We start from the raw sequence: 12392 nt of genomic DNA, 5'->3' as shown, positions 1-12392 counted from the left end.
ATGACCTTTGATGATGCAAACTCATCGTCCGGCGTAGTGAAGCGCAATGCGGTGGAGTCTAAGTCTTGCTCGGGGTGACAATTAAGTGGAGTGTAGAGTAGCTTTCGATTCACGTCAAAGCACTGTATCGCTGGGCGTCGCACTCAATTGGGTTGAACGTGATCAAGTTGCAGTTGCTGCTTGAGTTCTGTTAGCAGCCAGCGCCCTGCGGGGCCTGGTAAACGATCACGCTTATGAGCTGCGTAGATGGTGATGCCATCGCTCGGTGTAGGGTCGTCCAGTATGTCAATGCGTTTTAACTGTCCTTTGGCTATTGCCTGCTCTACCATGTGCTCTGGCATTCGGCACCATCCAAATCCTGCCAGCAAGAAATCCATGCGTCTGCCCAAATCCACAAAACGCCAGAGTCTCGCGCTGGATACCCCGTAGTTGGCTCCTGTTGGGTCAAAGGGGTCAGAGAGAACCAATTGCACATGTGACTCCAAATCACTTTGGGAGACTGGACGACCGATCAAAGCCAAAGGGTGCAGGGGAGATACCACCGCATGTAATTTGATTTTTAGGAGTGGGCTAGCCACGATGTCTTCAGGTACCGCTGGCAGAAGCAAACAGATGGCCAATGCTGCTGTATCGCTACGCAGGCGTCGCAGCGAGCCGCCAAGTCCCTCGGTCGAGAAGCTGACAGGCAGATCGGGAAATTGGTCGCTTAGCGCGCGCAAGCTTTCGATCAAAGGTGTTGTTGGTACCAGGGGATCAATCGCCAGAACCAGTTCCGGTTCTAACCCGCTGCGTGTGCCTGCCGCGACTGCCTCGAAGCGAGCGGCACTTGCTAGCACCAAACGCGCCTGATCAACCAACACGCGCCCAGCGTCAGTCAAAACGGGCCGGTGGCCGCTTCGGTCAAACAGCAAAACACCCTGGGTGGACTCCAATGAAGCTATGGCTTGGCTGATGGCAGACTGCGCCCGCATGAGCTGGCGGCCTGCAGCAGAAAAACTTCCCGTGGAAGTAATCGTCACAAGAACTCGCAATTGGTCAAGAGTGAGGTTGCCGATCATGATCTATCTATTTTGGTGATTAACTTAATCATATTTATATCACTTCTATTGTTATAGATTGGTCCATATATTAAAGACTGGCTGCCACCTCATGCATCCGCAGTGACGTGAGCCTCATTTTTTAAGGATTACCTGATGACTCAACTTCTTGTTGTTGAAACCAGCCCGCGTGGCGATGCTTCCATATCCCGGCAGATGACCCGTTGCTTCGTTGAAGAGTGGCTAGCTGCACACTCTGATGGCAATGTCGTACGCCGTGATTTAGCGCAGACCATCTTGCCGCAAATCACAGCTGAATGGCTACAGGCTTACTTCACACCGCCGCCGCAACTGACGGAGGAGCTGAAGGCTAGATTGAGCTTGTCGGATTCACTCGTTGCTGAACTGCTCGCGGCTGATCATCTTGTCATTGCGACTTCAGTTTATAACTACAACATACCTTCCGCACTCAAAGCATGGATTGATCACATCGTGCGCAAGGGGTTGACACTTGGGTTTGATGGCAAGGGGCTTATCAAAGGTAAGAAAGCGACGGTTCTGCTTGCCTCTGGCGGTGTTTATACAGAAGGTTCACCCATAAGAGATCGAGATATTGCTACCCAGTATCTGCGCTTGATTCTGAATGTGATTGGTATCACTGAGGTCACCTTCGTGGCAGGCGGTGGAGCGAAGGCAGTTGATATGCATGAGCAGACGATGGGTAGCTTTTTGAGCAAGCTTCAGACCGAACTTCAAAAGGCTGCTGTGCACTAGAGACATGCTCTGTTTGGCATGACGGTAATACTGACGGTACGGACGACTTTGGACGATGTCTGAACATCGTTCAGCCACGTACCGCATTGTTCTTCAAAATCTAAGTTTAGACGTGAGTTGACAATTGAGTGGGAGCGAGGAGCTGTTAGTTTCTTTTGCTGCCCCTAGCGATTGATTTAGCCAGGTGAGAGGGTGAAGTTAGCTCGGCTCCGAAATTGATCTGTTCAAACTCTTTGACTAAGAAATCGACCAATACGCGTATTCTCTTGGAAACGAGTTTGCGAGATGGATACACAGCATAAATGCCCAACTCAGCGGATTTGAACTGAGGAAGTAATTCGACCAAATCGCCGTTTTGGATATCTCGGCTAACAATGAAATTGGGCTGCATGATGATGCCTTGGTGCGTCAGTGCAACGCTACGGCATGTGTCTCCGTTGTTGGTGTGGATTTGGGGCTGTGTTTTGACGCGAATTTCTCCTTCTGGGCCTTGAAATACCCATTCATCGCCTGTTGCTAGGTATGAGTAGCTGATGATGCTGTGATCTTTCAGGTCACGTGGATGCGAGGGTTTTGATTTGCCTTTCAGGTACTTGGGCGACGCGCATACGACGAGCGATGTGCTGGCCAGTTTTCTACTGATCAGTGTTGAGCTGGGAAGCCTGGCGACACGAATGGCGATATCAAAACCTTCATCCACCAAATCAACAACACGGTCTGACAAGGTGACATCCAGCTTCACCTGAGGATACAACTGTGTGAATTTCCCCCAAAGCGGTGCCAGATGCAAGATGCCAAAGCTCACGGGCGCATTGATGCGAACCAAGCCCGTGGCATTATTACGCTTGCTCTGAATTTCTTCTTCAGCATCTTCAATCAAGCTCAGCGTTTCTTTGCAATGCGCGAGAAAGGCATGGCCCTCATCTGTGAGAGACAAGCGGCGCGTGGTGCGATTCATCAATCGTACGCCCAAGCGCTCCTCCAACTGAGCCACATAGCGAGAGACGGCAGCTTTGGAAGTTTCCAGTTCATCTGCTGCTTTCACAAAGCTGCCAGATTCGGCCACCGCCACGAAGGATTGCATTTCTTTGAATTTGTCCATAGGCTATTGTCTCAAATTTTGGAATAATTATTCATAAATTTTGATATTTATCAAATTAAAAGAAACAAATACAGTTCTTTCATGCCCAACAAGGCGTTGAGCTGTTGCACCCAAGTGTGCAACTTGTTGACTAACTCATTTCAAGGATTCAAGATGAAAATCACGGTAATCGGCGCTGGCAATATGGGCGCAGGCTTTGTGAAACAACTCCATGCAGCGGGCCACAGCGTCAAGCTCGCTTCCCGCGATGCAGCTAAATCCGCGGCGCTTGCTGCTAAATATCCAGGCGTTCAGCATGTACCTGCGCAAGGCGCAGCTGCAGATGCTGAGGTCGTTGTGTTGGCTGTGGGCTATGGCGATGCGCCAGCCGCTCTGGCTTCTTTGGGCGATTTGAGCGGCAAAGTCGTGATTGACATCACTAATCCTTTGTCAGCTGATTACATGAGCTTGACTGTGGGCCACAGCACTTCTGCTGCTGAGCAAATTGCGCAAGCCGCACCCAAGTCGCACGTAGTCAAGGCCTTCAACACCTTGTTCGCCGCTGTGCTCGATGATGGCGCAAATTTCAGCAAGGCGGCCAAGGTCAGTGTGTTTGTCGCAGGTAACAATGATGCAGCCAAGCAAACCGTCAAGCAACTCGCGACAAGCATGGGCTTTGATGCAGTTGACGCTGGCGGTTTGAACAACGCTCGCTATCTCGAACCGTTGGCTGGCTTGAATGTCTATTTCGGCTACGGCGCTGGTCAAGGCACGGGCATTTCGCCTGCTTGGATTCGCAAGTCCTAAGTTAGTAAAAGGCCATCATCATGAAGATCCCTCGCCGTAGCAGCCTTCAAGTGCTTGCAGCTGCAGTCTTTGCACCTTTGAGTTTTTTGCCAAAGCTTTCGTTGGCGCAAATCGTGAAACTTAAGGCCACGCCGCAAGACGTGGAAGGACCGTATTACCCCACCACATGGAATGGTGAAGTCGATAACGACCTAACGACCCTGAATGGCAAAAAATACACGGGAGGGATCCCTATGACGCTGCGAGGGCGGGTGCGCGGAGACAGCGGAGAAATTCTCAAGGATGCACGCGTAGAAATTTGGCAAATTGACGATGTAGGGGAATACAGGCACCCTGGTTTTGGCGGGGAAAAACCTGCGCAACGCGGCTTTCAAGGCTATGGATGGATGCAGACCGATGATGGTGGTCAATACACTTTCCAAACCATCAAGCCAATTGGCTACAGCGGACGCCCGCCACATGTGCATTTCAAAGTGATTGCGCCCGGCTACATCACCTTAATCACAGAGATGTATTTTGCAGGTGAGAACGCTGAGGGTAGCCTTTATCAAAGGCTATTCGGGGGCTTCAGCAGAGAACGCGATTTACTCAGCATCTCGCCTAACAGGCTCAGTTTGGGCAAGGCTGAAACGCTGGACGCAGTGTTTGATATCGTTCTTGCTCGTTTATAAACCACTTACAACTTCCCGCAAAACGCTAGCCACATGCTGCGTGGCAGGATCGCCATCTTTGCGCTGATGCCAAGCTAGATGTAGACCAAAGCCTTCCAGCGCGATTGGTGGCTCAAAAACAGCGAGCGTTTTGTGGTGAACGGGCAAGATACAACGACTGGGTATCAGAGAAATGTAATCGGTGCGTTCAAGCAATGGGAATACAGCGAGAAAACTCGGCACAACAACCCCTACATGGCGTCTCTTGCCCGATGGTATCAAGGCATCGTCGAGCGTCCCTCGCATATCACCTCGACTAGAAACTACCACATGTGGATAAGCCAGCCATGAATCGAGTGTGAAGCTTTTGCTGATCGGGTGGTTCTTGCGCATCGCAACCACATACTGCTCCTGAAGCAGCTCAATGCGCCGAAAATCGCCGCTCACAGCGGGTATGACGGATATCGCGAGATCCAACTCGCCTTGCTCGAGCCGGCGCAATTCGTCGCTTGCTGCGTGCCACGGCAGGTAGGCGACGCTGAGGTAGGGGGCAGATTTTTGAAGCTCCTTGTGCAAAGGCACGAGCATGCTCGCCAACAGCGCATCGGCTACGCCTACTCTGATACAACCCGTTAAAGATTTCAAATCAATATCTGGGGCACTGAACACAGATGTCACGCCATGTAAGGCCTGCTTGATGGGTGCACGCAAAGATTGAGCTTTTGCAGTGAGCTTCATCAGACCTGTTGAGCGAACGAGCAGTTGATCCTTGAACAAATGGCGGCATCGCTCCAGCGCGCTGCTGGTGGCGGGCTGGGATAGCGCTAACCTTTCGGCTGCCCGGCTCACATGAGCTTCATCAAGCAAAGCATCCAGCACTACAAGTAAGTTCAGGTCAATGGATCGTAAATTCATAAAACGAATAATCAAATATACGAACAATCAGTTAGACGAATGATTCCTCTGAAAGCATGATACGCCTCATCAACCAAGGAGCGCAACATGCTAACTACCGCCGACCCAAAACCTGTACCGCTACCCATGCTGCGGGCCGTAGCTTTATTGATCCTCGTCTTGATTGTTTTGCAATTCTTATGGGCGGGGCTTGCCTTGTTTGTCGGGCTGCAAGGCTGGGGGCTTCATAAGGCAGCGGGCTTTGCCGTATTGCTGCCGCTCAGTCATATATTTGTGCTCAGTGGCAAATTATCGCGGAAGCAGGGGCTGCGCTCCGCTGTGCTCATCGTTGCCTTGCTTTACGTGACTCAGATCGTGTTAGCGGCAGTCTCTAAATCGCCAGATTTCATTTGGCTCAGGGCGCTACACCTCGCCAACGCTCCCTTGTTGCTCTTGGCGAGCTTTCGTCTCTATCAGCGAAGCCAATCCATTCTGTAACCCGTCGTGAAGGAATTGATCATGAACAAGATTGCAATTTTTGGCGCTGCTGGCGCTATAGGCCAGAGTATTGCTGCGGCATGTCGAGCGCTAGGTCAGCCGTACCGCGTTGTTGGGCGCTCAGCAAGCTCACTCAAGGCTACTTTTGGAGCTGATCCATTGGCAGAAATCCTGACTTGGAATCCAGACGATCCCGCTTCGGTGCAAGCAGCTGCGACGGGAGTCGATGCACTCATTTATTTGGTTGGTGTGAACTACTGGCAATTTGATTTGCATCCCCAGCTGATGCAAAAAACGCTGGCAGGAGCGACAGCTGCAGGTGTGAAGAAAATGCTGCTGATTGGCACGGTGTACCCATATGGCCAGCCGCAGACCCATACTGTGCGAGAAGACCATCCGCGTCAGCCGAACACCTTTAAAGGAAAAATGCGGATGGAGCAAGAGGATCTGCTCATGGCGCTACATGCTGAAGGCAAGATCCAAGCCTCGGTCCTGCGCTTGCCGGATTTTTACGGCCCGGGGGTTGAGGCCAGCTTTCTCCATGGTGCCATTCAAGCAGCCGCAAGCGATGGTGTTGCCGATATGGTTGGTCCGATTGATCGCCCGCACGAGTTTGTCTTTGTGCCTGATGTAGGCCCAGTCGTCTTGGCTCTGATTCACAACGCTGATGCGTATGGCCACTTCTGGAACTTGGCAGGTGCTGGCGTAACGAGCCAGCAAGCTTTGGTACAAGAAATCGAGCAGCAAACCTGTGGCCCTCTGAAGAGGCGTGTTATTGGTAAAACTATGTTGCGCATCTTGGGTTTGTTCAAGCCCTTCATGCGAGAGATGGTGGAAATGCACTATTTGTTGACCCATCCCGTGCTTTTGGACGACGGCGCATTGCAAAAATTGATCGGATCGATAAAGAAGACATCCTACAGCGCTGGCATTGCTCAATGTCTTGCCTATCAGCGTAAATTGAATGTTCGCGGAGGCAATATTGCTGGCTAAAGGAGCTTTATGCTTTTATCTTTTATGCGCTCCTTCTCTTCTCGGTCTGCGATGGCTTTATGGTGTTTGATGACGGTATTTGCTATTGCCATCGCCTTGTTTTCTGCGCCGCCATATGTCTTGCCGGACAAGGCGACCAGCCGTATCCCACTTAATCCGCTGTTTGCGCAACACATGATCACACTTGTGGTGCACGCTATTCCAGGCTGTGTGGCACTCGTCTTGGGGCCGTTCCAGTTTTCAGCATCACTTCGCCAGCGCTACCCTGGTGCACATCGATTTTCTGGGCGGATTTATTTGATGTGTGTGCTGGTCAGCGGGGTGGCTGCTTTCCCGACGGCCATCATGTCTACCTCTGGTTTTATTGCTCAAGTTGGCCTCCTGGCTTTGGCGGTCACTTGGCTTTACAGCGGATACCGCGCGTATGCCAGCATTCGTGCAGGAAAAATAGCTGAGCACCGCCTTTGGATGGTTCGCAATTACGCGCTGACATTCGCGGCTGTGCCTTTGCGCCTCTTCTTGGGTCTAGGGTTGGCTTACAACGGTGTTTCCTCAAGCGACTTATCGTTCGCCGACATTTACTCGACCAGTGTGTGGGCATCGATCTTGGTCTCGCACTTGATCGGCGAATGGTTTGTGGCTCACCCGAAGCCTGTGGTTTGAGCAGTGGGTGCGAAAAAGCGTTATAATTCAAGGCTTTGCTGCTTACTGCTGACCCCAGTTCATATGAACGACGCGAGGCATCGTGGCAAATCACACGACAGTGGCGATGGTCGCTGCTGATCGCAAGTTTTAACTCCTCATAGGAAACATCATGACCATCAACAAGGCAGAAATTGTCAAGGCTAACGCGCGCGGCGCGGCGGATACCGGCTCACCAGAAGTGCAAGTTGCACTGCTGACGGCTCGTATCAACTACCTCACACCTCACTTCAAAGAGCACGCGAAAGACCACCATGGTCGCCGTGGCTTGCTGCGCATGGTTTCCCAGCGCAAGAGCCTGCTCACCTATTTGAAGCGTAAAGATCCTAGCCGCTACACGGCACTGATCGCTAAGCTGGGTCTGCGTAAGTAATTACCATCTATGCAAAACGCCTGAGACTGCAACAGCGGCCTCAGGCGTTTTTTACTTTTGAAAAGGCTTTGAGCTTAAAAGCCTGACGTTTTTAAGAATAGTTTTCCGGAGAATTTGAAGAAACTGTGAGCGAGAGCTGTGTCATTCCAAAGGTTTTCATGCACCTTGACGATCTTTGGAATGGCATCGCGCCCATGAGTCTTCAAACTGTCCGCCCATCAGTGCAGGGTTATGCACTTTTAGATGATTTTGAGTAGTTCGCCGGCATAGATATTGCGCGGGCAGCTATCAAAATCATAGTAATTGTAAAGAGAGACAGATCATGACAATGTTCAATAAAGTCACCAAGACCTTCCAATGGGGTCGCCATACCGTGCGCATGGAAACCGGCGAAATCGCTCGCCAATCCACAGGCGCAGTTTTGCTCGATATGGACGGCACTGTGGTGCTCGCTACCGTGGTGGCCAGCAAATCCGCCAAGCCCGGCCAAGATTTCTTCCCCCTCACGGTGGATTACATCGAGAAGACATACGCCGCAGGCAAGATCCCCGGCAGCTTTTTCAAGCGTGAAGCCAAGCCTTCTGAGCTGGAGACGCTCACTTCCCGCCTGATCGACCGCCCGATTCGCCCGCTGTTCCCAGAAGGCTTCTACAACGAAGTGCATTTGGTGATCCACACCATTTCTTTGAACCCAGAAGTGGATGCGGATATCGCCGCGATGATTGCATCGAGCGCCGCTTTGTCGATCTCCGGCATCCCGTTCGCTGGCCCCATCGGCGCAGCGCGCGTGGGCTACATCAATGGCGAATACGTGCTGAACCCATCGCTGGCGATGGTGAAAAACAGCAAGATGGATTTGGTGGTCGCCGGCACGGAAGCCGCCGTGTTAATGGTGGAGTCTGAAGCCGATCAATTGCCTGAGGATGTGATGCTCGGCGGCGTGGTGTTTGGCCACGAGCAGAGCCGTATTGCGATCAACGCGATTCACGAGTTCGTGCGCGAAGCCGGCAAGCCGCTCTGGGCTGAAGACGGCACCTGGGCACCAGAAGCCAAAGACGAAGATCTCACCGCGAAAGTGGTGGCCTTGGCTGAAGAAAAAATCAAAGCCGCCTACCAAATTCGCAACAAACAAACCCGCACACAAGCTTGCCGCGAAGTGTATGCCGCAACCAAAGCCGGCCTCACCGAGCAGGGCGTGGCGTTTGACGGCGTGAAAGTGGACAACATGCTGTTTGAGATCGAAGCCCGCACCGTGCGCGGCCAAATTCTCTCTGGCGAGCCACGCATCGATGGCCGCGACACACGCACCGTGCGCCCCATCGAAATCCGCAACGGCGTGCTCCCACGCACCCACGGCTCTGCGCTCTTCACGCGCGGCGAGACGCAAGCTTTGGTGATCACCACGCTCGGCACCGAGCGCGATGCGCAGCGTATCGACGCTCTCTCTGGCGAGTTTGAAGATCGCTTCATGTTCCACTACAACATGCCTCCGTTTGCCACCGGCGAAGTCGGCCGCATGGGCTCCACCAAGCGCCGCGAAGTCGGCCACGGCCGCTTGGCCAAGCGCGCTTTGATCGCTGCTTTGCCTAGCAAAGAAGACTTCCCCTACACGTTGCGCGTGGTGTCTGAAATCACTGAATCCAACGGTTCTTCCTCGATGGCTTCTGTGTGCGGCGGCTGCTTGTCGCTGATGGACGCTGGCGTGCCGATGAAAGCGCACGTGGCCGGTATCGCCATGGGCTTGATCAAAGAAGGTAACCGCTTCGCAGTGTTGACAGACATCTTGGGCGACGAAGATCACCTCGGCGATATGGATTTCAAAGTGGCCGGCACAACCAACGGCATCACCGCTCTCCAGATGGACATCAAAATCCAAGGCATCACCAAAGAGATCATGCAAGTGGCGCTGGCGCAAGCCAAAGAAGCCCGCATGCACATCCTCGGCAAGATGCAAGAAGCGATGGCCGTGGCCAATACAGAAGTGAGCGATTTCGCCCCACGTCTGTACACCATGAAGATCAATCCTGAGAAGATCCGTGATGTGATCGGCAAAGGCGGCGCAACGATTCGCGCTTTGACAGAAGAGACCGGCTGCACGATCGACATCGGCGAAGACGGCACGATCACCATTGCATCGACCGACGCAGCCAAAGCCGAAGTGGCCAAGCAGCGCATCACCGAGATCACCGCTGAAGTGGAAGTGGGCAAGATTTACGAAGGCCCTGTGACGAAGATTTTGGAGTTCGGCGCCTTGATCAACCTCCTGCCCGGCAAAGACGGCCTGCTGCACATCAGCCAGATCGCCTTTGAGCGCGTGGAGAAGGTGGAAGACTACCTGCAAGAAGGCCAGATCGTGCGCGTGAAAGCGCTCGAGACGGACGACAAAGGCCGCGTGAAGCTCTCGATGAAAGCTTTGATGGACAAGCCAGAAGGCTATGTGGAGCCAGCACCACGCGAGCGCAGCGACCGTGGCGACCGCTTCGGTGATCGTGGAGACCGCCGCCCACGTGGTGATCGTCCTCCACGTGAAGACCGTGGTGATCGCGCTCCTCGTGAAGATCGCGCGCCTCGCGACGATCAGCAGCAACAACAGCAACAGTAATTTGTTGTGATCCGGCAGAAGTGCAAAGTGCTATTAATGTAATAGCACTTTGCGCAGTATCTATGCCGGCGAGATGCCAAAAACGTCTTTAAAACACCATGAAAACTGTCGAAATCAGCGCTTTCGGCGCACCTGATGTCTTGCGACTGGCCGAGCGGCCAGATGCAGTCGCGGGTGCGGGCGAGGTGTTGATTCGCGTGGCAGCTTCGGGCGTGAATCGGCCTGATGTCTTGCAGCGCACGGGTGCTTATCCTGTGCCGCCGGGTGCGAGCGATATTCCGGGTTTGGAAGTGGCGGGTGAGATTGTCGGTGGCGATGCTGCTGCGATGCTGCAAGCGGGTTTCAAGATCGGTGATCAAATCTGTGCATTGGTTGCAGGCGGTGGCTATGCCGAGCTTTGCGCTGCGCCGGTGGGCTCTTGCTTGCCTGTGCCTAAAGGTTTGAGCATGGTCGAAGCAGCGAGCTTGCCAGAGACCTTCTTCACCGTGTGGAGCAATGTGTTTGACCGCGCTGCACTCAAAAGCGGCGAGAGCATTTTGATCCAAGGTGGCACAAGTGGCATTGGTGTGACAGCGATTCAAATGGCTAAAGCTTTGGGTGCAACGGTTTACGCCACAGCAGGCAGCGATGAAAAATGCGCGGCCTGTTTGAACCTCGGCGCAGATCATGCGATCAACTACAAAACGCAAGATTTCGCTGAAGAGATCAAGCGACTCACAGGCGCTTTGTCTGCAGGTGGCGTGCTCTCCAATGCACAAAGCGGCGGCGTGAACGTCATCCTCGATATGGTCGCAGGCAGCTATGTGGCCAAAGAAGTCGAATGCTTGGCAGAAGAGGGCAGGCTGGTCATCATTGCAGTGCAGGGCGGTTTGAAAGCGGAATTCAATGCTGGCCTCGTGCTGCGCCGCCGTTTACAAATCACTGGCTCTACGCTGCGACCGCGCCCAGTAGCTTTCAAAGCAGCAATCGCTGCAAATCTCAAAGAAAAAGTCTGGCCTCTGCTTGAAGCCGGAAAGATCAAACCCATCATCTACAAGAGCTTTTCTCCCGCGCACGCTGCGCAGGCGCATACGCTCATGGAAAGCAATCAGCACATCGGCAAGATCGTGTTGGATTGGAAAGCATAGTATGAAAAAACTCATTGCTGGCAATTGGAAAATGAATGGCTCACTGGTGGCCAACGAACTGCTTGTGAGCGAGCTGCTCGCAGGCATCAAACTCGCTGGCGGCGCGCCTGCATGTGATGTGGCCGTGTGCGTGCCTACGCCATACCTCGCGCAGCTCACGGGCTTAATCAATCGCCCATTTTTAAGCCAAAAAGACGATATCGCCGGCAAGAATACTGCGCGAAGCGCTATTGAATTAGGAGCGCAGGATATCTCTGCGCAAGCCAGCGGCGCGTACACAGGTGAAGTCTCTGGCGGCATGTTGAAAGATTTTGGTGTGCGCTACGCCATCGTCGGCCACAGCGAGCGCCGTGCTTATCACGGTGAATCCAGCCAAACTGTTGCGCTCAAAACAAAAGCCGCTTTGGCCGCTGGTATCACGCCCATCGTTTGCGTGGGCGAGACGCTCGCTGAGCGCGAAGCCGGGCAAACGGAAGCTGTGGTGAAGCGCCAATTGGCCGCTGTGATTCACGACAACGGCCATTGCATCAGCGAAATCGTGGTGGCTTATGAGCCCGTGTGGGCGATTGGCACTGGCAAAACTGCTACTCCTGAGCAGGCCCAACAAGTGCATGCTGTGCTCCGCGCCCAGCTCAACGCCGCAAGCAGCGCAGCCAAGCAGCGCGTGCGGATTTTGTATGGTGGCAGCATGAATGCGCAGAACGCGAAAGAGCTCCTAGCACAACCCGATATTGATGGCGGTCTGATCGGTGGCGCATCTCTCAAAGCTGCAGATTTCTTGAAAATCATTGCCGCAGCCGGCGAATAATCTGCGCGAGCAGCTCATCTTTTTATAGCATTAAAATATAGACCTT

13 protein-coding genes are annotated in these 12392 nt (G+C 53.2%); 10 read left to right on the top strand and 3 right to left on the bottom strand.

Features of this window, described 5'->3' with window-relative positions:
• Positions 1-143: 143 nt before the first annotated feature.
• Entirely contained in the window at positions 144-1058 is a 915-nt protein-coding gene (locus tag KIH26_RS09280; protein ID WP_213444258.1) for a LysR family transcriptional regulator, read from the bottom strand.
• Between the two features lie 135 nt (positions 1059-1193).
• Here KIH26_RS09280 and KIH26_RS09275 point away from each other — a divergent pair, with 135 nt between their 5' ends.
• A complete protein-coding gene (locus KIH26_RS09275; protein WP_213444256.1) occupies positions 1194-1811 on the top strand; it encodes an FMN-dependent NADH-azoreductase in 618 nt (205 codons plus the stop codon).
• A 145-nt stretch (positions 1812-1956) separates the two neighbouring features.
• Here KIH26_RS09275 and KIH26_RS09270 read toward each other — a convergent pair whose 3' ends face one another.
• On the bottom strand, positions 1957-2913 hold the full coding sequence (locus KIH26_RS09270; protein ID WP_213444254.1) for a LysR family transcriptional regulator: 957 nt from the start codon (positions 2911-2913) through the stop codon (positions 1957-1959).
• Positions 2914-3066: 153 nt separating this feature from the next.
• Between KIH26_RS09270 and KIH26_RS09265 the strand changes: the two genes are divergently transcribed.
• A complete protein-coding gene (locus KIH26_RS09265; protein WP_213444252.1) occupies positions 3067-3699 on the top strand; it encodes an NADPH-dependent F420 reductase in 633 nt (210 codons plus the stop codon).
• 20 nt (positions 3700-3719) lie between these two features.
• Complete coding sequence (locus tag KIH26_RS09260; RefSeq protein ID WP_213444250.1) at positions 3720-4370, top strand: dioxygenase family protein; 651 nt, start codon at positions 3720-3722, stop codon at positions 4368-4370.
• On the opposite strand, the gene KIH26_RS09255 is transcribed toward KIH26_RS09260, so the two are convergent.
• On the bottom strand, positions 4365-5264 hold the full coding sequence (locus tag KIH26_RS09255; RefSeq protein WP_213444248.1) for a LysR family transcriptional regulator: 900 nt from the start codon (positions 5262-5264) through the stop codon (positions 4365-4367). The genes KIH26_RS09260 and KIH26_RS09255 overlap by 6 nt on opposite strands.
• 87 nt (positions 5265-5351) lie before the next feature.
• Between KIH26_RS09255 and KIH26_RS09250 the strand changes: the two genes are divergently transcribed.
• The 7 genes from KIH26_RS09250 to tpiA all read left to right on the top strand — a co-directional run bounded on the left by KIH26_RS09250 (position 5352) and on the right by tpiA (position 12346).
• Positions 5352-5741: a DUF6220 domain-containing protein gene (locus KIH26_RS09250; protein WP_213444247.1), complete on the top strand. Its 390-nt coding sequence runs from the start codon at positions 5352-5354 to the stop codon at positions 5739-5741.
• Between the two features lie 21 nt (positions 5742-5762).
• Positions 5763-6734, top strand: coding sequence for an NAD-dependent epimerase/dehydratase family protein (locus KIH26_RS09245; RefSeq protein WP_213444245.1), 972 nt, complete (start codon positions 5763-5765; stop codon positions 6732-6734).
• A 9-nt stretch (positions 6735-6743) separates the two neighbouring features.
• Positions 6744-7397, top strand: coding sequence for a DUF2306 domain-containing protein (locus tag KIH26_RS09240; protein ID WP_213444243.1), 654 nt, complete (start codon positions 6744-6746; stop codon positions 7395-7397).
• Between the two features lie 151 nt (positions 7398-7548).
• Positions 7549-7809: a 30S ribosomal protein S15 gene (gene rpsO / locus KIH26_RS09235; protein WP_213444241.1), complete on the top strand. Its 261-nt coding sequence runs from the start codon at positions 7549-7551 to the stop codon at positions 7807-7809.
• 322 nt (positions 7810-8131) lie between these two features.
• Complete coding sequence (gene pnp / locus KIH26_RS09230; RefSeq protein WP_213444239.1) at positions 8132-10411, top strand: polyribonucleotide nucleotidyltransferase; 2280 nt, start codon at positions 8132-8134, stop codon at positions 10409-10411.
• A 98-nt stretch (positions 10412-10509) separates the two neighbouring features.
• Positions 10510-11538 (top strand): NAD(P)H-quinone oxidoreductase, encoded by a 1029-nt coding sequence (locus KIH26_RS09225; protein WP_213444237.1) that lies wholly within the window; start codon positions 10510-10512, stop codon positions 11536-11538.
• A gap of 1 nt (position 11539) precedes the next feature.
• Positions 11540-12346, top strand: coding sequence for a triose-phosphate isomerase (gene tpiA, locus KIH26_RS09220; protein WP_213444235.1), 807 nt, complete (start codon positions 11540-11542; stop codon positions 12344-12346).
• Positions 12347-12392 lie beyond the last annotated feature (46 nt).

Origin of the sequence: Variovorax sp. PCZ-1 (assembly GCF_018413605.1) — a bacterium.
GTDB lineage: Bacteria > Pseudomonadota > Gammaproteobacteria > Burkholderiales > Burkholderiaceae_C > JANMDU01.
Note: the sequence above shows the minus strand (reverse complement) of the source record. Positions and strands in the feature narration are given on the sequence as shown.